18 protein-coding genes and 2 tRNA genes are annotated in these 21,025 nt (G+C 61.8%); all 20 read left to right on the top strand.

Annotation, left to right across the window (positions count from 1 at the left end):
- Positions 1-12: 12 nt before the first annotated feature.
- Complete coding sequence (gene truB / locus DW732_RS02285; RefSeq protein ID WP_118098490.1) at positions 13-945, top strand: tRNA pseudouridine(55) synthase TruB; 933 nt, start codon at positions 13-15, stop codon at positions 943-945.
- Positions 942-1,949 carry a riboflavin biosynthesis protein RibF gene (ribF, locus tag DW732_RS02290; RefSeq protein WP_233502180.1) on the top strand — a complete coding sequence of 336 codons (1,008 nt, stop codon included), beginning with the start codon at positions 942-944 and terminating at the stop codon, positions 1,947-1,949. The genes truB and ribF overlap by 4 nt, the downstream gene beginning before the upstream one ends.
- Complete coding sequence (dnaG, locus tag DW732_RS02295; RefSeq protein WP_118098492.1) at positions 1,942-4,041, top strand: DNA primase; 2,100 nt, start codon at positions 1,942-1,944, stop codon at positions 4,039-4,041. The genes ribF and dnaG overlap by 8 nt, the downstream gene beginning before the upstream one ends.
- A gap of 110 nt (positions 4,042-4,151) precedes the next feature.
- Complete coding sequence (gene rpoD / locus DW732_RS02300) at positions 4,152-5,501, top strand: RNA polymerase sigma factor RpoD (protein WP_117742812.1); 1,350 nt, start codon at positions 4,152-4,154, stop codon at positions 5,499-5,501.
- Positions 5,502-5,666: 165 nt separating this feature from the next.
- Positions 5,667-5,741, top strand: a tRNA-Asn gene (locus DW732_RS02305).
- A gap of 34 nt (positions 5,742-5,775) precedes the next feature.
- Positions 5,776-5,850: transfer RNA gene (locus DW732_RS02310), tRNA-Asn, on the top strand.
- A gap of 161 nt (positions 5,851-6,011) precedes the next feature.
- A complete protein-coding gene (locus DW732_RS02315) occupies positions 6,012-6,401 on the top strand; it encodes an Asp23/Gls24 family envelope stress response protein (protein WP_195919456.1) in 390 nt (129 codons plus the stop codon).
- A 27-nt stretch (positions 6,402-6,428) separates the two neighbouring features.
- The gene (locus DW732_RS02320; RefSeq protein WP_118098494.1) at positions 6,429-8,090 is read left to right on the top strand and encodes a DAK2 domain-containing protein; all 1,662 of its coding nucleotides are present in this window, start codon (positions 6,429-6,431) and stop codon (positions 8,088-8,090) included.
- 10 nt (positions 8,091-8,100) lie between these two features.
- Entirely contained in the window at positions 8,101-10,278 is a 2,178-nt protein-coding gene (gene recG, locus DW732_RS02325; RefSeq protein WP_118098496.1) for an ATP-dependent DNA helicase RecG, read from the top strand.
- Positions 10,275-10,931, top strand: a complete 657-nt coding sequence (rsmD, locus tag DW732_RS02330; RefSeq protein WP_117735039.1) for a 16S rRNA (guanine(966)-N(2))-methyltransferase RsmD — start codon at positions 10,275-10,277, stop codon at positions 10,929-10,931. The genes recG and rsmD overlap by 4 nt, the downstream gene beginning before the upstream one ends.
- Positions 10,924-11,421, top strand: coding sequence for a pantetheine-phosphate adenylyltransferase (gene coaD / locus DW732_RS02335; protein ID WP_117742816.1), 498 nt, complete (start codon positions 10,924-10,926; stop codon positions 11,419-11,421). Before rsmD ends, coaD begins: the two co-directional genes overlap by 8 nt.
- A gap of 68 nt (positions 11,422-11,489) precedes the next feature.
- A complete protein-coding gene (locus DW732_RS02340) occupies positions 11,490-11,987 on the top strand; it encodes an ATPase (protein WP_040358176.1) in 498 nt (165 codons plus the stop codon).
- A complete protein-coding gene (locus tag DW732_RS02345; protein ID WP_118098498.1) occupies positions 11,987-12,541 on the top strand; it encodes a DUF177 domain-containing protein in 555 nt (184 codons plus the stop codon). Before DW732_RS02340 ends, DW732_RS02345 begins: the two co-directional genes overlap by 1 nt.
- 64 nt (positions 12,542-12,605) lie before the next feature.
- Positions 12,606-12,785 carry a 50S ribosomal protein L32 gene (rpmF, locus tag DW732_RS02350; protein ID WP_022094017.1) on the top strand — a complete coding sequence of 60 codons (180 nt, stop codon included), beginning with the start codon at positions 12,606-12,608 and terminating at the stop codon, positions 12,783-12,785.
- Between the two features lie 87 nt (positions 12,786-12,872).
- Positions 12,873-13,892: a phosphate acyltransferase PlsX gene (gene plsX / locus DW732_RS02355; RefSeq protein ID WP_118098500.1), complete on the top strand. Its 1,020-nt coding sequence runs from the start codon at positions 12,873-12,875 to the stop codon at positions 13,890-13,892.
- Between the two features lie 124 nt (positions 13,893-14,016).
- On the top strand, positions 14,017-14,259 hold the full coding sequence (locus tag DW732_RS02360) for an acyl carrier protein (protein WP_055309519.1): 243 nt from the start codon (positions 14,017-14,019) through the stop codon (positions 14,257-14,259).
- A gap of 3 nt (positions 14,260-14,262) precedes the next feature.
- Complete coding sequence (rnc, locus tag DW732_RS02365) at positions 14,263-14,988, top strand: ribonuclease III (RefSeq protein ID WP_117637759.1); 726 nt, start codon at positions 14,263-14,265, stop codon at positions 14,986-14,988.
- Between the two features lie 10 nt (positions 14,989-14,998).
- A complete protein-coding gene (smc, locus tag DW732_RS02370; RefSeq protein WP_118098502.1) occupies positions 14,999-18,535 on the top strand; it encodes a chromosome segregation protein SMC in 3,537 nt (1,178 codons plus the stop codon).
- The gene (ftsY, locus tag DW732_RS02375) at positions 18,535-19,452 is read left to right on the top strand and encodes a signal recognition particle-docking protein FtsY (RefSeq protein WP_117794254.1); all 918 of its coding nucleotides are present in this window, start codon (positions 18,535-18,537) and stop codon (positions 19,450-19,452) included. The genes smc and ftsY overlap by 1 nt, the downstream gene beginning before the upstream one ends.
- 10 nt (positions 19,453-19,462) lie before the next feature.
- Positions 19,463-20,938, top strand: coding sequence for a signal recognition particle protein (gene ffh, locus DW732_RS02380; RefSeq protein WP_117735045.1), 1,476 nt, complete (start codon positions 19,463-19,465; stop codon positions 20,936-20,938).
- The last annotated feature ends 87 nt before the right edge of the window (positions 20,939-21,025 follow it).

Raw genomic sequence — 21,025 nt, forward strand, 5'->3', positions numbered from 1 at the left:
TTTGGATGGTACATGGCTCGTCGTACACCTTCTCAACTGAATATGCTGCTTGCTGTCGATAAGCCGGTGGGCTGCACGTCCCACGATGTGGTTTCGCAATGCCGGCGCGCCCTCCATGAGCGGCGCGTCGGCCATGCCGGCACGCTCGACCCCATGGCATCGGGTGTCATGGTGGTGGGTGTAGGCCAAGCCACCCGTCTGCTGGGCATGCTCACGCTCGATACCAAAAGCTACGTCGCCGACATCTCGTTTGGTGCCGAGACCAATACCGATGATGCGGAGGGCGAGGCGGTCCGCACGGTGCCCGTTGCACCCGAGCTGCGCGATCCGGCCTATGCCCGCGAGCGCTTGGCCGCCATGTTGGGCCCGCAGATGCAGGTGCCGCCGGCTTTTTCGGCTATCTCGGTAAATGGCGTTCGCGCCTACAAGTCTGCTCGAGAGGGCAATGCGGTGGACTTACCTCCGCGTCCCGTCGAGGTCTATGCCGCCGACCTGATCGCCGTGGGCGGCGAAGGTGATACGTGTGTGTGGACCGTGGCGTTCTCGGTGAGCAAGGGCACCTATATCCGTGCGCTCGCTCGCGACTTGGGCCGCGCCTGTGAGAGCGCCGCGCACATTTCCGCGTTGCGCCGCACGGCCTCCGGTGTTGTTTCCATTGGCGCTTGTCATGCGGTCGAGGAGCTTTCTCCCGAGTCCGCGGCTGGCTTTGCCCTGGATCCCATTGCGGCCCTGGGCGCCACGCGTGTTGACTTGCCGGGCAATCTTGCCGACGACCTGCTCTGCGGCCGACGCATTCCCGTTGAGCGTGCGCTTGTCAATTTCGATTCCTCGAAGGCGCCGTTCGCGCTGGTGCTCGATGGCGGGCTCAAGGCGCTCGCCCGCATTGAGAGTGGCCGCTTTGTCATGGATCACGTGTTTCCGCAGGCAATCGGCGGTGTTCGATGATGTTTTCCGCTCGCGAGCTCGCGCGTATCTTTTTCGCGGGCGAGTCGGACGAGGCTCGCATCGTTACTGCCGATGTGTTTGATGAGTGCGAGCACTTGGGTGCTGCCTCCATCGCCATCGGCGTGTTCGATGGTGTGCACCGTGGACACCAGGAGCTTATTGCGGCGCTCGTCCGTGATGCCCGTGCCCATGGCTGCAAAGCGGTCGTAGTTACCTTCGATCCCGACCCGGACGTTGTCGTGAGCCCTTCACCCGCTCAAAAATTGATGACGACGGCCGACCGTCTGCATGCCTTGGCTCAAACCGGGGTCGATGCAGTGGTGGCCGTTCCCTTTACGCCTGAGGTTGCGGCACTCGACCATGTCGGTTTTCTCGCACTGTTGTCACGCGTGGTCGACATTCGTTCGATTCGCGTTGGCAGCGACTTTAGGCTGGGTCGCGGCGGTGCTTCTGGTGTTGCCGAGATGCGCGTCTGGGGTTCCGAGCGCGGCGTTGACGTGTATGGTCACGACCTGCTTTGCGAGGGCGGTGAGGCCATTTGCGCCACCCGCATTCGTCACGAGCTGGGACAGGGCCATGTGGGGCTTGCTGCTGGGTTACTCGGCCGCCCGTATATGGTGCGTGGCGGTGTTATTCACGGCCGTCACGAGGGTTCTGGCATGGGCTTTCCCACGGCAAACCTGCAGGTTCCCAGCGGCATTCAGGTGCCTGCCGATGGCGTGTATGAGGGTCTGGTGCTGGTCGATGACACCGTGCGGCCCGCTGCTGTCAACGTCGGCCTGCCGCCAACGTATGCCGACGATGCGGCATCTGCGCATCTCGAAGCCAACTTAATTGGGTATACGGGCGACCTGTACGGCGCTTCCGTTTCGCTGGCGTTTACGCGCTGGCTGCGTCCGTCACGCGTGTTCGATTCCCTGGACGAGTTGATCGCGACCGTCGAGGGTAATATCGATGATATCCGTCATAACTTGGGTGAGCAGGGGGTGAGTATCCGTGATTAGCGATGAGGAGAAAGACCAGGTCCGCGCTGCGTCCGATCTGGTAGCCATCGTGCAGGAAACGGTTGAGCTCAAGCCCCGCGGCCATGAGTTTTGGGGCTGCTGCCCCTTCCATGGCGAAAAGACCCCGTCGTTTCACATTATCCCTGCCACGCAGGTGTGGCACTGCTTTGGATGTGGCGAGGGCGGCGACGTCTTCACCTATATCATGAAGCGCGAGAACCTGAGCTTTCCCGAGTCAATCCGTTATTTAGCCGATCGCGCGGGTATTGAGCTGCACGACACCGGAGACCGCCGCGAGCGCGGTACTAAGCGTGCCCGAATCTACGATCTGTGCGCCCAGACCGCCCAGTTCTACCACACCATGCTTATGCGCGGTAAGGACGGCCGTCCACGTGAGTACTTCGCCAGCCGCGGCATGGGTGGCGACGTCTGCCGCCGCTACTGCCTGGGCTTTGCACCGGGTCGTAACATGCTGGTGGCTCATCTGTCGCAGGCGGGCTTTACTCCGCAGGAGATGATCGACGCCAACGTGGCTGTGAGTCGCGGGCGCGGGCAGCTTGCCGACCGCTTCTACGACCGCGTGATGTTTCCCATTTTTGATGAGCAGGGGCATAACATCGCCTTTGGCGGTCGCATCATGGGAGACGGCCAACCTAAGTACCTCAACACCGCCGAGACGAGCGTGTTTCATAAAAAGCGAAACCTCTACGGCTTTAATTGGGCCAAGGAGTTTATCGTCGCGCAGGATACCGCTATCGTGGTAGAGGGCTATACCGACTGCATCGCCTGTTGGGAGGCGGGGATTAAAAACGTCGTCGCCACGCTGGGCACTGCGCTCACGGAGCATCACGTCAAGACGCTCACCCGCTTTGCCAAGCGCATCGTGTATATGTTTGACGGCGATGCCGCGGGCCAGAAGGCCGCCCGTCGCGCGATACAGTTTATCGAGCAGGATTCGATGGACCTGCGCTGCGTGGTGCTGCCCGACGGCAACGATCCCATGGAGTTCATCACGGCGCACGGCGGAAAGGAGCTGCAGGCGCGCATCGACGCCGCCGAGCCGCTCATGGACTTCGTGTACCGTTCGCTGCAGGAAGCGAGCGACATCACCACGCCGGGCGGTCGCGCCAAGGCGCTGGAAGATGCGCTGACGCTTATCTATCCGCTGCGCGATAGCTATATGATCGACACGTACTTTATCCAGATTGCCGATCTGCTGGGTTTGGATTTGGAGACGGTGCGCGCGAGTTCGGGTCGCGTGTTTCGCGATGTCGCCAAGCGCGAAGATGCGGAACGACGTCGTGAGCAGAATTATGAACGCCAGCGGGCGCAAGCCGAGCGATCTGGTAGCGCGGGCGGTCGGTCGTCTGGTTTGCAGGGGACATCTCGTGGTGCTTGGGCGTCGGGCGCGACGCCGGCAGTAGCGGCGCCGGTCGAGGAAGAGCCGTACGACTATGTCCCGCTCGATGCTTACGGTGCCGCTCCTGTGGAGGTCGTCGACGACCTGCCGCCGATCGACGTGCCTGATGGTATGGGCTCTGCGCCCGCCGGTGCTCCGGTAGACGCCTCGTTCCCTATGGTTTTGACCGATCTAGAGCGCAAGTCCTTGGCAGGGGAGCGCGAGCTGCTGACCATGCTCACGAGCTACCCCGACCTGTTCCGCACGTATGCTGACCGCATCTGTTCCATCGAGTGGGTCGACCCGCGCCACGAGTCCATCGCGTGGGCCGTGCTGGCAACGCCGCCGGGTACCGATCCTGCGACCTGCATGGATGCGGCGCGCTCGGTGTGTCCCGAGGCGGCAACGCTTGTGAGTGCCGGGCGCATCTCCGCGACGAGCAAACACCCTACCGAGACGAACATCGTGTTCATGCTCGATACGCTCGAGCTCTACACCATTAAGCGCCGCATGCGTGCCGCACAGGCCAAGCTGCGCCAGGATCGATCGCTCGATGATGAGGCCCGCCGCGCGCTGACCGTGCAGGCCGCGCAGGATTCGCAGCGTCAACGCGAGCTGCAAAAGTCTATCGGCGGCGTGGCGGACCCGTTCCGTTTGATCGGTTTGGAGACCGCGGGCACCGAACAGGCCTAGATGTTGTGGTCAACCAGCGTATTCTCGCCTATATCCAGTTTTCTTTTTGGGTATAGACGTCTATGTGTGTGCTAAAGTATTGAGTCCTGTGGACTATGAAGGGAGAATCTGTGCCAAAAAAGACTGAGAGCACGGGTACTGGGCTGGAATCCTGCGTTGCAAAGCTCATGGGCAACGGCTCAAACAGGACTTCGGTAACCGAGGACGAGATTCAGGTCGCCCTGAAGGATATCGATGTTTCTGACGAGCAGCTCACCGCGGTGTATTCCGCGCTGCGCAACAGCGGCATCCAGATTATCTCCGCGAGCGGTAACGACGACGCCCCCATGGACGTCGACGATGACGATAACGATACCGATACCGACGATTTCGATGACGACGACGAGCACGATTCCGGCTCGCTCGACGATCATGAGCTCAAGATGGCCCGTCAGGCCGACGCCGAGATGGGTTCTTCCAAGAGCAAGAAGAAGCGCACCGTGCGCACGTCCCGCTCACGCTCCCGCGTGCGTGGCATCGATGCCTCCACGGTGATGCTGACCGGCGATCCGGTTCGTATGTACCTCAAGGAGATCGGCAAGGTCGACCTGCTGACCGCCTCCGAAGAGGTCGATCTGGCCATGAAGATCGAGGCCGGTCTCGAGGCCACCGAGAAGCTCGAGGCTGCCGAGGCGGGCGAGCTCGAGCTCACGCGTGCCGAGATGCGTCGTCTTACGCGCATTGAGAACGTGGGCCTCGAAGCCAAGCAGGCACTCATCAGCGCAAACCTGCGTTTGGTCGTCTCCATCGCCAAGCGCTATGTCGGTCGCGGTATGCTGTTCCTGGACCTGATCCAGGAGGGCAACCTCGGTCTGATCCGCGCCGTCGAGAAGTTCGACTACCAGAAGGGTTTTAAGTTCTCCACGTACGCTACGTGGTGGATCCGTCAGGCCATCACGCGCGCTATCGCCGACCAAGCCCGTACCATCCGTATTCCCGTGCACATGGTCGAGACCATCAACAAGCTCGTCCGCGTGCAGCGCCAACTTCTCCAGGACCTGGGTCGCGACCCGACCCCCGAGGAGATCGGTGCCGAGATGGACATGAGTGCCGACCGCGTCCGCGAGATCCAGAAGATTTCGCAGGAGCCCGTGTCGCTCGAGACTCCCATCGGCGAGGAAGAGGATTCCCAGCTGGGCGACTTCATCGAGGACTCCCAGGCCATCGTTCCGCCCGATGCGGCCAGCTTCTCCATGCTGCAGGAGCAGCTCACCCAGGTGCTCGATTCGCTTGCCGATCGTGAGCGTAAGGTTATCGAGCTGCGTTTTGGTCTTGTCGACGGTCATCCCCGCACGCTCGAGGAAGTCGGCCGCGAGTTTGGCGTCACGCGCGAGCGCATCCGCCAGATCGAGTCCAAGACCCTGGCCAAGCTCCGCCACCCGAGCCGTTCGAGCAAGCTCAAGGACTACATTGAGTCTTAGTAGTCACGGCGTTTCCGTTCCGGCAGTTAGGGACGTTCCTTTTTTGCCGGCACTTTGGGACACTCCTTGCCGCAACGGTTGGGTCGGAAAATTTCTTAAAAAAGTTCTTGCCCTGAGCTGATTCGTCCGTATAATAAATTTCGTTGCTTGAGAGCACGCACCTATTCCTCGGTAGCTCAATGGTAGAGCACGCGGCTGTTAACCGCGCTGTTGTAGGTTCGAGTCCTACCCGGGGAGCCAGAATTTTTCAGCCCATTCCGCTGGGCTTTTAAATTCCTCGGTAGCTCAATGGTAGAGCACGCGGCTGTTAACCGCGCTGTTGTAGGTTCGAGTCCTACCCGGGGAGCCAGGTTGTAAAACCCGTCGCTTATGCGGCGGGTTTTTTCATACCGCGATCGCCTGGCGCGAACGTTACCATATCAACATTTCGTGTCGAGGATGTAATCCCGCGACCCACCACCTCAACATGGCGCGCTCGTTGTAGAATATTGCAATGATTGCTCCCACGAGATGGTGCCGCGAGCACCAGATAAGGAGATTCTTGTGTCTGAGACCATTAACGGCAGCCTGAGCGTCTCGAACGACGTTATTGCCGATATTGCCGGTTATGCCGCGATGACGTGCTATGGCGTTGTCGGTATGGCCGAGCAGCTCCAGGGCGCCGAGAGCGTGCGCCTGCTTGCCGGTCAGCGCCTCCGCAAGGGCGTGCTTGTCTCCGCCGACGAGAACGGCCTCACGGTCGACCTTCACGTCGTGCTCGAGAACGGCGTCAACATGAAGTCCGTCTGCCACAATCTTTCGAGCTCCGTTGCCTTCACTCTGCAGGAGGTCGCCCAGATCGATCCCGCCAGCCTTAAGATCGGCATTCACATCGACGCGCTCAAGAGCCGTCTGAACTAGCATCCGAAAACGGAGATTCAAATACCCATGATTGCAAAGACCATTCGCACCTGTTTTCCGATCGCTGCGGCTGCTGTTTCCGACAAGGCCGAGGAGATCAACAAGCTCAACGTCTTCCCCGTACCCGACGGCGACACCGGTACCAACATGTCGCTCACACTCGCCTCGGTGACCAAGGAGCTTTCCGCCCTTCCTGCTGACGCCGACATGGAGGCCATCGCCGGCGCCATCACTCACGGCTCCCTGATGGGTGCCCGTGGCAACTCCGGCGTCATCACCTCGCAGATTCTGCGTGGTGTGGCCGAGGGCCTTGTCTCTGCCGATGAGCCCATCACGTCCGCCAACATCGCCTATGCCTTCCGCCGAGCCGTCAAGGTTGCCTTCCAGGCAGTGCGTAAGCCCATCGAGGGTACGATCCTCACGGTGCTGCGCGACGTCTCGACCAAGGCAGATGAGTGCGAGAAGAAGAAGTTCTCGGCCGAGGACGCGCTCGACGCCATCGTCGTCGAGGCCTATCAGTCCGTCGCCCGTACGCCCGACCTGCTGCCTGTTCTGAAGGAGAACGGCGTGGTCGACTCCGGCGCCTTTGGATTTGCCATCTTCCTTGAGAACTTTGTTGCCGCCGCGCTTGGTCGCAGCACCGTTGTCGAGGATTTCTCCACCATGTTTGACTCCGCTGGCTCTGCCCGCGACGCGGCCCTCGACCGCGTTGAGATCGAGGCCAACGACGACTGGGAGGGCTCGGAATTCCGCTACTGCAACGAGTTCCTCTTTAAGGCCGACGCTCCCTTTGACGAGGACGAATGCCTTAAGTTCCTGGGCTCCATGGGTGACTGCGAGCTGCTCGTGGGTGCTTACCCCGATTACAAGATTCACGTGCACTCCAACACCCCCAACCTGGTGCTCGAGCACATGCTGCAGCTTGGTCAGATCTATGAGGTCTTTATCCACAACATGGAGATGGAGGCCCACGACCGTACCGCCAAGATCCATGAGGACCAGGAGAAGGCCGCCGAGCCCGCCAAGGCGCTGGGCTTTGTCGCTGTTGCCGCCGGTTCCGGCGAGGCCGATATCCTCAAGTCCCTCGGCGTCGACGTGATCGTGTCGGGTGGTCAGACCATGAACCCCTCGACTGCAGACCTGCTGGGCGCCGTCGACCAGGTCAACGCGACCTCGGTCATCATCCTGCCCAATAACGGTAACATCCGCATGGCCGCCGAGGCTGCCGCTTCTGCCTGCACCGACAAGAAGGTTGCCGTCGTTCCCACCAAGACCGTTCCGCAGGCCTTCTCCGCGCTGTTCGCGGTCCTGCCCGATTCCGAGCTCGAGGAAGCCGTCGCCGCTATGGTCGACGCCATCAGCGAAGTCCGCGATGGCGAGGTCACCCGCGCTGTGCGCGACTCCAGCGCCTTCGACGGCTCGCCGATTCACTCCGGTGACGTTATGGGTATCATTGCCGGTTCCATTGACGTGGTCGGCTCCGATGTGAAGCAGGTCACGCTCGATTGCATCAACCGCATGCAGGAGGAAGAGGAGGGTGACGCGCTGACGATTCTGGCCGGCGAGGAGCTGTCCGATGAAGCCTTCCAGGAGATCATCGACGCCATTGAGGAGGCTCAGCCCGATCTGGAGATTGACGCCCATCGTGGCGAGCAGCCGCTCTATCCCGTGATCTTCTCGATCGAGTAGGCAACTGCCCATGTCCGAGCTGTGCTCCGTGCCGCGCGTCTCGGAGCGCTTTGCCCAGAGCAATGCGCTCGACGAGGATATCGCGCGACTCAAATATGTTTCGGGTAAACGTGAGGAGGCCCTTCGCCGTCTGGGAATTCGGACGGTGGGGGACCTCCTTCTCCATATCCCTCATCGATACCTCGACTTTACCCGCTCGTGGTCCATCGAGATGGCGCCCATCGGTACCGTGTGCACCATCATCGCCACGGTCGACCGTATCGTCCAAAAGCAGCCGCGTCCGCGCATGCAGGTGACTGAGGTCTCACTTGTTGACGAGACGGGCGTTCTGCAGGTCGCCTTTTTCCGCCAGCCCTGGATTGCCCAGCAGCTTAAGCAGGGCGACCGCCTGGCCGTGATGGGCAAGGTCGAGTTTGCCTACGGCTTTAAGCAGATGGCCTCGCCCCACTTTGAAAAGCTCGAGGACGGGCGCGCCGCAGGCACCATTCTGCCGGTCCATTACGTGAGCGATGGCGTGAGCCAGGCGTGGATGCGCCGCATCGTAAGCGGCGCGCTCGAGGTCGTCGGCAATCCGTTCGATCCGATTCCCGCGCCGCTGCGCGCAAAGCGGAAGCTCATGAGCAATGCCCGCGCGTTGCGTTCGATCCACTTTCCCTCGAGCATGGCTGAGCGCGACATCGCACGCCGGCGTCTTGCCTACGAGGAGTGCCTCTACCTGCAGCTGGCGCTGCGTCTGCGCAACGACGGCGGCCTGGTCGATGTGGTGCCCTATGCCCACGCTGCGGGCGAGCATCTGGGCGCGCTTAAACAGGCCCTTCCGTTTTCGCTGAGCGACGAGCAGGAGGCCGCATTCCAAGACATCCTGCATGACATGTGCGATGGCGGGCGCGTGATGAACCGTCTGCTGCTGGGCGATGTCGGTACCGGTAAGACCGCCGTTGCCGCCTGCGCGCTGGCTGTGGCTGCCGATAGCGGCACGCAGGCCTGCGTTATGGCGCCCACGGGCGTGCTGGCGCGCCAATATGCCGATAAGACCGGCCCTCTGCTCTCGCAGGCCGGCATGTCCTGGGCGCTTCTGACGGGCGCCACGCCGGCCGCAGAGCGCGAGCGCATCCATGCCCAGCTGGAATCGGGCGAGCTTGACGTGCTCTTTGGCACCCATGCGGTGCTTTCGGATAACGTTGCGTTCAAGCATCTGTCGCTTGTTGTCATCGACGAGCAGCACCGCTTTGGCGTTGGCCAGCGCAACGCCCTACGCGCGAAGGGCCCCGGTGCCGATCTGCTCGTTATGACGGCAACGCCCATCCCGCGTACGCTGGCGCTTTCGGTCTACGGCGATCTGGATACGAGCATCATCCGCCATCGGCCCGTCCCTGGCGCTGGCGTGTCGACACGCGTGCTCACCGAGTCGAGCCGCGACCTCGCCTATGGCGCCATCCGCGAAGCGCATGAAAAAGGTCAGCAGGCCTACGTGATTTGCCCGCTCGTGGAGCCGAGTGACTCGGCCGATGAGTTGGAGGACGTGCCCGGTATCGCCCGCGACGAGGAGGGCCGCGTGACGGTCCCCGTGCCGCTGCATGATACGGCGACCGAGCTCGACCGCCTGCGTCTGGCGCTGCCGGGTCTTACTATCGAGCGCCTCCACGGCCGCATGCCAGCGGGGGAGAAGGACCAGGTTATCGATGCCTTCAAGCGTGGCGAGATTGACGTGCTCGTCTCGACTACGGTGGTCGAGGTGGGCGTTGACGTGCCCAACGCCACCGTCATGGTCATCGAGAACGGCGAGCGTTTTGGTTTGGCTGCCCTGCACCAGCTGCGCGGCCGCGTGGGCCGTGGCGGCGTGTCGGGCACGTGCCTGGTCATGACGCACTCCAAGGGCAACGGCGGCGCATCGGCGGCGCAAGATCGTCTGCAATCGCTCGAAAAAACCTCGGATGGCTTTACGCTCGCCCAGATGGACCTGCGCCTGCGCCATGAGGGCGAAATCCTGGGTTATCGCCAGCATGGTGGTGTGACCCTGCGCTTTGTCGACCTGGATGCCGACGAGGAGCTGATCGAGTGGGCCCATTTGGACGCGGTCGAGCTCTTGCGGTATGCTTGCAACCTTGACTCTGTGGCGACGCGTCCCTTGCGCGACGCGGTCGCCATGCGTTATCGACATATCTTTAAGGAGGTCAGCGGAGGATGAGAATCATCGGCGGCGAATGGCGCGGTCGTAAGATCGAGGAGCCCCGTGGTCGCGATGTCACCCGCCCCACGACTGATCGCGTGCGCGAGGCGTGCGCATCTATGGTCATGTCGGCATTCGATTTCGATTTGGACGAGGTTCGTGTGTTGGACGCCTTTGGCGGCTCCGGTGCCTTAGGGTTAGAGATGCTCTCTCGTGGGGCCCGCTCGCTCACGACGTTTGAGATCGATCGCAACGCCGCGCGGCTCATTACCAAGAATATTGAGTCGCTCTGCTGTGACCGTGCGCGTTGGCGCGTGGTAGCGGGCGACATGCTGGCGAGTGCCTCACGCGGTCGTGTGCCGGGCGGCCCCTTTGATCTGGTCCTGCTCGACCCACCATATGCTTTTGGTGCCGAGCCGGTCGAGGAGCTGCTGCAGAACCTGGCTCAGCAGGGTCTGCTTGCATCTGGCGCTTATGCCCTGTTTGAGCATGCCGCTGCCGATGCGGGCGCGCATCCGGCAGGTTTTGAGACCGTGCGTGAGAAGCGTTATGGCATCACCTCGGTCGATCTGCTTCGTTGGGTCGGCGATGACGATGGTGAGGGTGATAACGCCGGCACCGATGCTGACAACAACGATGCCACGACGTTTCAGGAGGACGCCCATGAGTGACACCATTAACCGCGTCATCGTTCCGGGCACCTTCGACCCCATTACGTTTGGCCATATCGATGTAATCCGCCGCGCCCGCCGCATCTTTCCCAGCGTGATCGTCGCTGTTGCCGAGTCGCAGGGTAAAAACGGTGTGGGCACGACGTTTATGCTCGATGAGCGCGTGGCGCTGGCCCGCGAGGCGCTCGGCGATATCGACGGCGTCGAGGTCCTGCCCTTCACCGGCCTCTTGGTTGACTTCGCTCGTGAGCAGGGGGCGGGGGCCGTGGTCAAGGGCCTGCGCGCCATGACCGACTTTGAGTACGAGCTGCAGCAGGCAGATCTCAACTATCGCTTGGATAACGAGCTGGAGTCCATCTTTGTCATGAGTGCGCCGCAGTACGGCTACATCTCGAGCTCGGTCGTTCGCCAGATCGCCTCACTCGGCAGCGATGTATCGACGTTTGTCCCGCCCAACGTGGTCGAAGCGCTCAGACTTCGCTTTTCGTGACGTTTCTTATTGCCTGGTGGCATGTGGTAAACTAGCACGATGATATGTTACCTATGAAAGGAGACCGGATGCCGGGCGAGAATTTTCCTGGCGATAGGATCGTCAGCTTGGTCGATGAGCTCGAAGGGCTGATCGAGGAAGCCAAGCCGCCTTTCGGCAAGAACGCTCAGTTCAAGGTCATCGACGCCGACGTGTTCTTCAACATCCTCGACGAGATCCGCATGAGCTATCCCGAGGAGTGGCAGAAGTCCCGCCGTATCCTTAAGGAGCGCGAGGAGCTTATGGCTTCCGCTGCCGCTCAGGCCGATTCCATCATCGCCGACGCTCAGCAGCAGGCTCTTACCATTGCCGGTGAGCAGGAGATCGTCCGCTTAGCGCAGCAGCAGGCCGACGACATCCGTGATCGTGCCCAGCAGTACGAGCGCGAGACGCGTTATGCTGCCGAGGACTACGCAGAGCAGGTCTTTACGCACCTGGAGGAGAACCTCAAGAGCCTGACCGGCACCGTTACTCGTTGCCGTCAGCAGCTTAACGAGGGTGCCGCCCAACAGAATGGTCAGTGGTAATGGCTGAGTTCCCGAGCGTTACCGTCGATCTATCTGAGCAGCTCGAGTTCCCTGGAGATTCGTATCCGCTGACCGGTAAGGTCGATGTCGCCACCTACACGGTGGGCGAGAAGGAGTACCAGCTACAGGACGGCATCGACTACGACGTTGTCTTTACCAACGCCGGTACCGGTGTCTTGCTCACGGGTATGGTCCGCGCGCACGCCACCGGCGAGTGCGACCGTTGCCTGGAGCCCGCTTCGTTTGATATCGCCGGCGAGATCGAGGAGTTCTACCTCTTTGAGGAGCCCGAGGACCCCGAGGCCTACGAGGACGGCTACGAGCTCCTGGGTGAGGACCGCATCGTCGATCTGGGTGAGCCCATCAATGACGCGGTCGTCATGGACACGCCGTTTGTGGTGCTCTGCAAGCCCGATTGCCACGGTCTGTGCCCCACTTGCGGTTGCAATCTCAACGTCGAGCAATGCGATTGCGCCGCCCAGACGGAGGCCGAATGGGCCGCTGCCACGGAAAATCCATTTGCAGCATTGAAGAATCTCAAGCTTGACGAGTAAAACTGTGGTAGTATCGCTACTTGCGCGTAATCGCCACACTGGATAGTTCATAAGGAAGGTCACTATGCCCGTACCTAAACAAAAGCAGGGTCGTATCCGCACTCACACCCGTCGTTCCGCCAACATGAAGATCTCGGCTGCGGCTCAGTCCACGTGCCCCCGTTGCGGCGCCGTCAAGCTCCCGCACCACGTGTGCCCCAGCTGCGGTTTCTACAAGGACCGCGAGGTTATCGTTACCGAGTAACGGTATACTCTGGATGCGATGCCGTTCCAAATGGAACCACAATGGCCGGCTCAATGAGTCGGCCATTTTTGTATAAGGAGCATGTATATGAGTAACGTTCGCGTTTGTGTAGACGTTGTGGGCGGAGACGAGAAACCTCAGGTTGTTCTCGATGGTATCGAGGCTGCGCTTGCCGCCGATCCCGATATCGAGGTCTTGGCAGCTGGCCCCGCCGAAATCGTCAATCCCTTTGCAGCTTCCCATGCACGTGTTGAGGCCCTTGAGGCACCCGACGTTATCGCCATGGATGACGATCCCATTCGCGCCGTGATGACCAAACGCAAGTCTTCGATCGTGTTGTCGTGCCGTGCCATCAAGAAGGGAAATGCGGACGCGTTCTTCTCTGCCGGCTCGACCGGTGCTATGACCGCCGCCGCTACCGCCTATGTGACGCCGTTTAGGTATCAGGCCGAAGGCAAGAAGCAGCCGGTGCGCCCCTGTCTGACCAATGCGCTGCCCAATCGCGCCGGCGGTCTGACGGTGCTGTGCGATATGGGCGCCAACCCCGATGTCGAGGTCGATGACATGGTGCGTTTTGCTCAGATGGGTAGCGCTTATGCCCGCGTCGTCCTGGGCATTGAGCATCCCCGCGTGGGCCTGCTTGCTAACGGCACCGAGGACGAGAAGGGCTCCAACTTTACCAAGGCGTGCTTCCCGGCCATGAAAGCCGTCGTTCCCGGCTTTGTTGGTAACTGCGAGGGCACCGATCTTACGTCGGGCAATTTTGACGTCGTGGTCGCCGACGGCATGTCGGGCAACATCGCGCTCAAGGCCACTGAGGGCGCTGCTAAGTTTTTGCTGCAGGAACTCAAGGGCGTCTTTATGTCTTCACTTGGCACCAAGATCGCCGCGCTGCTTATTAAAAAGCAGATGCGCGAGATCAAGGCCAAGCTCTCTGGCGACGCCAAGGGCGGCGCGATTCTTTTGGGCCTGCGCGGCGTGGTTCTGATCGGCCACGGCGCCACGTCGGTCGAAGCTGTCAAAAACGGTACGCTCGCGGCGGCCGAAGCCGTGCGCGTCGGGCTGGTCGAGAATGTCGCCAACTCTATGGACGGTATCGTTTTATAAGAGCGAGTTAGAGCGCTGTTATGCGCCTCGGGGCGTGCGTCGTGGGGTAGAATCAGAACCGTGTCTTGGTACCGCCCGGGCGGTACCATTCTTTTGGTATTCATGCACTATGAGAGGAAGCGCTATGGACCGCTCCGAAATCTTCGACAAGATCGCCGAGGTCGCTGCTGACGTTCTGGGCGTCGATGTTGCCGAAATTAGCGATGAGACCACCTTTGACGACCTCGATGCCAACTCGCTCGAGCGCCTGCAGCTGGTTACGGCTATCGAGGACGAGTTCAACCTCGAGATCGATGACGAGACTCTGCTTTCGCTCAACTCTGTCGCCGACGCCGTCGACGCGATCGAAAACGCCAGGGAGGCCTAGGTCTTGGCTTTGTCTGAACGACTTACGCGCGCCCAGGAAATTCTGGGCCATGAGTTCAATAATAAGGTGCTGCTGCGCGCGGCGCTTACGCATCCCTCGGCAGTCGAGGGCCAGCCGGTTTCTGCCAGCTATGAGCGCCTTGAGTTCTTGGGCGATTCCATTTTGGGCGCCGTGGTCGCACGCTCCCTGTTTGAGTCCTATCCGGAGTTTGACGAGGGCAAGCTCACGCGCCTGAAGGTGTCGCTTGTCTCGGGCGCCACGCTGTCCGAGGTATCGCACGAGCTGGGTATCGACGACATCATCATCTTTGGTGCCTCCGAGACCGGTACGGGCGCACGCGGCCTGCATTCGGCGCTCGAGAACGTCTATGAGTCGCTCGTGGGCGCGCTGTACCTGGATGCCGGCTGGGATGCCGCAGCGGAGTTCATTCATCGCACGCTTAAGCCGCACTTGGCTTCCGAGCGTGCCGAACATCCTGCGAATCCCAAGTCGTTTTTGCAGGAGTGCGTGCAGGCCGACGGCCACGAGCCTCCGGCGTATAAGCTGGTTGGTTCCGAGGGTCCGGCGCATGCGCCCACCTTTACCGCCGTGGTGTTGATCGATGGTATTCGCCAGGGTCGCGGCTCCGGCTCCTCAAAGAAGGAAGCCGAGGGGGCCGCTGCACTCGAGGCACTTGACCGCATGGGCTACACCACTAACGGCGTGATTCTCAACAAGAAGCCTGTGTAAGCGAGGAACCGTGTATCTCAAGTCCCTCACGCTCAAAGGGTTCAAGTCGTTTGCCGACCGCGCCCATATGACGTTTGAGCCGGGCCTGACCGTCATCGTCGGTCCCAACGGCTCGGGAAAATCGAACATCTCCGACTCCATCCTGTGGGTTCTGGGCGAGCAGAGCGCCAAGCAGCTGCGCGGCCAGGCCATGGAGGATGTCATCTTCTCGGGCTCGTCGGCTCGCAAGCCGGTGGGCGTCGCCGAGGTCACGCTGGTGCTCGATAACTCGGACCATGTGCTACCCGTCGATTTTGACGAGGTCTCCATCACCCGTCGCATGTATCGCTCGGGCGAAAGCGAGTACCTCATCAACTCGAGTCCGTGCCGCCTGATGGACATTCAGGACATCCTGCACGATTCGGGCCTGGGTAAGGATACGCATTCCATCATCAGTCAGGGCAAGCTCGACGCCATTTTGCAGAGCCGCCCCGAGGAGCGCCGTGCCCTCATCGAGGAGGCCGCCGGCATCTCCAAGCACAAGCGCCGCAAGGAGCGTGCGCTCAAAAAGATCAAGTCGATGGACGAGCACCTGACGCGTGCCCGCGACATCAATAAGGAAATCGCCCGTCAACTGCGACCGCTGGAGCGTCAGGTCGATCGCGCGCGCAAGTACAAAGAGCTGTCCTCGCGCGCGAATGAGATTACGCAGATGCTGGCTGTCGACGAGCTGCGTTCGCTGCAGTCGCAGTGGAACGACTTGGAGAGCCGCTCCAAGGAAGGTGCCGCCGAGCTGGAGCTTGCGCAGTACCGCATGGGCGAAAAGGAGCGCGAGCTCGAGAAGCTCCAGGTTATGCTCGAGGAAAAGGGCCTGTTTGTGGGCGATCTGGGCGAGCAGCGCCGCCATATGCAAGACGTGGTCGGCCGCATTAACTCCGATATGCGCCTGCTCGAGGAAAAGGGCCACAACATGGTGTCGCGCCTGTCCGACATGCGCGGCCAGATTTCGAGCTCCGAGCATCAGCGTCGTCGCGTGGTCGAGGAGCTCGAGGACGCGCGCGCGCAGCTTGAGGAAGTGACTGGTGCGCACATGCAGGCCCAGGAGGACGTTGACGCCGCTGGTCCTGCTGCCGCCGAGCTCCACGAGCGCCGCGTGGCGCTCGACAATCAGATTTCGCAGCTTACGCGTGAGCAACGCGATGTGCAGCGCGTGGCCGATAACGCCGCGCTCGAGCTCGCTAAGGTGAAGGATTCCTTGAGCAATGCCGAGGTCGAGGACAACATGTACGCCTCGCGCCTGGAGCAGATCGATGAACAGCTCGAGGAGGTCACGGCTTCGCTCGAGAGCCGTCGCGGCTGCGCCGAGGAGCTTGAGTGCGCTCTTGAGGAAGCGCGCCAGGCTCAGGTCGATGCGCGTGAAGCCACCGAGATGGCACGCGCGGCCCTGAAGGACCTGCGTGCCCGCGAGAGCGAGGCGCGCAACAAGTTTTCCGAGGTGCGCTCGGAGCTTGCCAGCCAAAAGAAACTCGATGCCCGCATGGGCGACAGCTCGCCGCTCGTGAGCCGCCTGGTGGGTGCGCTGGGCGACGATATCTCGGGTCGTCTGGGCGACGTGCTCGAGGCCCCGCGCGAGCTTGAGGGCCTGGTTGAGCAATTGCTCGCCGGCGATATCGATGCGCTGCTGTTCGACGATACGTCCGCGCTTGAGCGTGCCGGTCGTGCGGCCCTGGACGAGAAGAAGGCCTCGGGCGAGGCGCTGCTGGTAGCGCGCGGCGTGAGCGGTTCTGCGGCCGCTGAGGGTGCTTTCGGTACCCGTCTGGTCGATCGTCTGTCCGTTCGTGCGGGCTACGGTCCTGTTGTCGAGGCTCTGCTAGGCGGCTATTACGTGGTCGATGACTTGGCTGCCGCGTTGGCGGCGCCGGTTGTGGATGGCGTGACCTATGTGACCCCTGATGGCGCCCGCGTCGCCTGCGGCGGCCTGGTGCGCGTGGGCCTCGATGCCGGCGAGGCGTCGGGTGCCTTGGAGCGCAAGCGCCGTATCCGCGAGCTGGAGGGGCTTGAGCCCGATTTGGCCGCTGTGTTTGAACATGTGTCGGACCAGGTCGTCGAGGCCAACGCGGCCGTCGAGGAGGCGCGTGCCGCCGAGGGCGATGCCGCCGGCGAGATTGCCCGCCTTGAGGGCGAGCGCCGCTCCCTGTTGTCCGAGATCGGCCGTCTGGAGCAAAGCGCCAACAATGCCGAGGTCGAGCACGTGCGTATTTCCAAGCGCCGTCAGCAGGCCGCAGAGGCCGTTCGCGCTGCGCGTCCGCGCGTGGACGAGCTCACTCGTTCGCGTGACGAGGCTCGTGCGCAGGCGAGCGACCTGGGCTTGCAGATTGCCCAGGCCAACGATGAACTTGACCGCGTTCGTCGTGACGATTCCGAGGCTGCTGGCAAGCTCGCCGACGCCAAGGTTCGCCTAGCTCGGACGAGCGAGCGCCTGCGTTCGCTGAAGGGCCGCGTGCCCGACCTGGAGCATCGTCTTGAGGGCATCGACCGTCGTATCCGCGGAACACGCCAGGCTTCGCGCTCGCTCGAGCTGCTGCGCCTGCGCGTCGACCCCATGCACGAACGATATTCTGCCCTGTTGGAACGCGCGTCGGATTGGGCAGCGCGCCTGCGTGACCAGGCCTCTCTGGAAGAGGCGGACTCCGCTTCGCTCAAGAAGACCATCGAGGATGCCAAGGCAGAGGTTGCCCGCGCTAAGGAGCGGGTCGATACCGCCACCGCCACGCAAAACGAGTTTAAGGTCGCGCGTGGCAAGCTCGAGGTGCAGGTAGAGGCCGCCATTAAGGCCATTACCGCCGATGGCACCACGGTACTCGAGGAAGCGCTCATGCTTCCCGCGCCCACGGACCGCGATGCCGCCGAGCGCGAGCTCAACCAGCTTGTGCGCCAGATCAACAACCTGGGCCCTGTGAACCAAGTTGCCATGGAGGAGTACGAGCAGCTCAAGCGCCGCGCCGACTACATCGAGGAGCAGCTGGCCGATCTGGAGAGCGCGCGCAAGGCGCTCACCAAGATCACGGTGGCGATCGACCGCAAGATGCGCAAGGCGTTCCTGGTGACGTTTGAGAAGGTCGACGCGAACTTCCGCGAGATCTTCGCCATGCTCTTCCCGGGCGGTCAGGCTCATCTGGAGATGACCGATCCCGAGCATCCGGCCGAGACGGGCATTGAGGTCGTGGCGCAGCCGCGCGGCAAGCGCATCACAAAGATGATGCTCATGTCGGGCGGCGAGAAGAGTCTGACGGCGCTCGCCTTGCTCTTTGCCGTGTACCGCACGCGCACGGTGCCGTTCTATGTGCTGGACGAGGTTGAGGCGGCGCTTGATGACGCCAACCTGTCCAAGCTCATCGGCGCCCTCGATGTGCTGCGTTCCGATACGCAGCTCTTGGTCATTTCGCATCAGCGCCGTACCATGGAGGACGCTGACGTTCTCTATGGCGTCTCGATGCAAGCCGACGGCGTCAGTCGCGTCGTCTCGCAAAAACTCGATCGCGAAACCGGAAAGGTCGTGAATGCATAATGGGATTCTTTGACGCTCTCTCGCGCGGACTTGAGCGCAGCCGCGAGGCACTCAACGAGGTCTTCTACTTTGGCGGCGAGGTTGACGAGGACTTTTGGGAGGACCTTGAGGACACCCTCGTTATGGGTGACATGGGTGCCGAGGTCGCCATTCAGGTCTCCGATGACCTGCGCGATGCCGCGGCAAAGAAGAACCTCAAGACCGCTCCGCAGCTCCGTCGTGCCCTGGCCGAGCAGCTCGAGCAGCACTTTGTGCCCATCGAGCGCGATCCGTTTTCCGATACGCCGAGCTGCGTGCTGTTTGTGGGCATTAACGGTGCCGGCAAGACCACGACGGTCGGTAAGATCGCGAGCGCCATGGCCGCCCGCGGCAAGAACGTCGTGATCGGTTCGGCCGATACCTTCCGCGCCGCCGCCATCGAGCAGCTCGATGTGTGGGGCCAGCGCGCCGGCGTTCCCGTCATCAAGCGCGACCGCGGCTCCGATCCGGCGAGCGTGTGCTATGACGTGCTTGACGAGGCCGATAAGCGCGGCAGCGACCTGGTGCTGATCGATACCGCCGGCCGTCTGCACACGAGCCCCGAGCTCATGCGCGAGCTTGCCAAGGTGGTCAACGTGACGCGTAAGCGCGCTGCCAATATGGCCGCCGGTCCTATGCCCGTCTCGGTCGTGCTCGTGATCGATGCCGCCACCGGTCAGAACGGTCTGAACCAGGCGCTCGAGTTTAACGAGGCGCTGGGTCTGGACGGTATTATCATGACTAAGCTCGATGGCACGGCAAAGGGCGGTATCGCCATGGCCGTGGCTGAGAAGCTCAAGCTCCCGATCCTGCGCATCGGCGTGGGTGAGCAGGTCGATGACCTGCAGGAGTTCAATGCCAAAGATTTCTGCCGCGCCCTGGTGGGCGAGTCCAATTAAGGAGTGACTAGTGTTTGATTCCCTGAGCGATCGCCTCAACGACACATTTGACCGCCTGCGCGGCAAGGGCAAGCTGACCGAGGCCGATATCACCTCGGCCATGCGCGACATCCGTATGGCGCTGCTCGAGGCCGACGTCAACTTTAAGGTCGTCAAGGAGTTCGTCGCCAAGACCAAGGAGCGCTGCATGACCGCAGAGGTCATGGAGTCGCTGTCGCCGGCGCAAAACGTCGTCAAGATCGTGCTCGACGAGCTCACCGAGATGCTCGGCTCCACCGAGAGCAAGCTCGTCTTTAGCAACCGTATCCCCAACGTCATCATGCTTGTGGGTCTGCAGGGCTCCGGTAAGACCACGGCGGCCGTAAAGCTGGCCTACCTGCTCAAGAAGCAGGGCCGCTCGCCGCTGCTCGCCGCGTGCGACGTCTACCGCCCTGCCGCTGCCGACCAGTTGGCAACGCTTGGCGGCGAGATTGGCGTGCCGGTCTTCCGCGGTGACGGTGTGCATCCGGTCGACATTGCCACGGGCGCCATCCAGGAGGCCGTCGACCACCTGCGCGACGTGGTCATCGTCGATACCGCCGGTCGCCTGCAGATCGATGAGCAGATGATGCAGGAGGCCGTGGACATCAAGAAAGCCGTCAAGCCCGATCAGGTGCTGATGGTCGTCGATGCCATGACCGGCCAGGATATCGTCAACGTGGTCTCGACCTTTGCCGAGCGCACCGACTTTGACGGTGTGATCATCTCCAAGCTCGACGGCGATGCCCGTGGCGGCGGCGCGCTTTCCGTGCGCCAGGTGACCGGCAAGCCCATCAAGTTTGTGAGCATGGGCGAGAAGCCCGATTCGCTGGAGCCGTTCTATCCCGATCGTATGGCCAAGCGTATTTTGGGCATGGGCGACGTCGTCGGCATCATCGAGAAGGCCCAGGAGGCAGCCGATGCCGAGCAGCTCGAGGCTGCCGAGCGCATGCTGCGCGAGGGCTTCACCATGAACGATATGCTCGACCAGATGAAGGCCGTTAAGAAGATGGGCGGCATGAAGGGCATTCTGGGCATGCTTCCCGGTGGCCAGCGCGCGCTCAGCCAGATGGGCGGCAACCTGGACGAGGGCATCTTCGATAAGAACGAGGCCATCATCATGTCGATGACCAAGGAGGAGCGCCTGCGTCCCTCCATCATCAACGGTCAGCGCCGTGCCCGCATTGCCAAGGGAGCTGGCGTAACCCCAACCGAGGTCAACAGCCTTATGAAGCAGTGGGGCGAGATGAACAAGATGATGGGCCGCATGCGCACGATGGCCAATCAGGCACAGGCCGGCGGCAAGAAGGGCAAAAAGGGTAAGAAGGGCAAAAAGATGCGCATGCCCAATATTCCCGGCCTGGATGCCATGGGCCTGGGCGGCATGGGCGGCCTGGGAACGGGTGGCCCCAAGTCCGATATGGATCTGCTGCGCCAGATGGAAGCGCAGATGCGTAAGAAAAAGTAGCGACTGGCTGAGTCGTGTATGGCGAAGGCCGCCCGGATGGTATTCCAGGCGGCCTTCGTCGTTGGTGCGTTATTTGTTGTGTGAGCA

Source organism: Collinsella sp. AM28-11LB (assembly GCF_003469895.1).
Classification (GTDB): Bacteria; Actinomycetota; Coriobacteriia; order Coriobacteriales; family Coriobacteriaceae; genus Collinsella.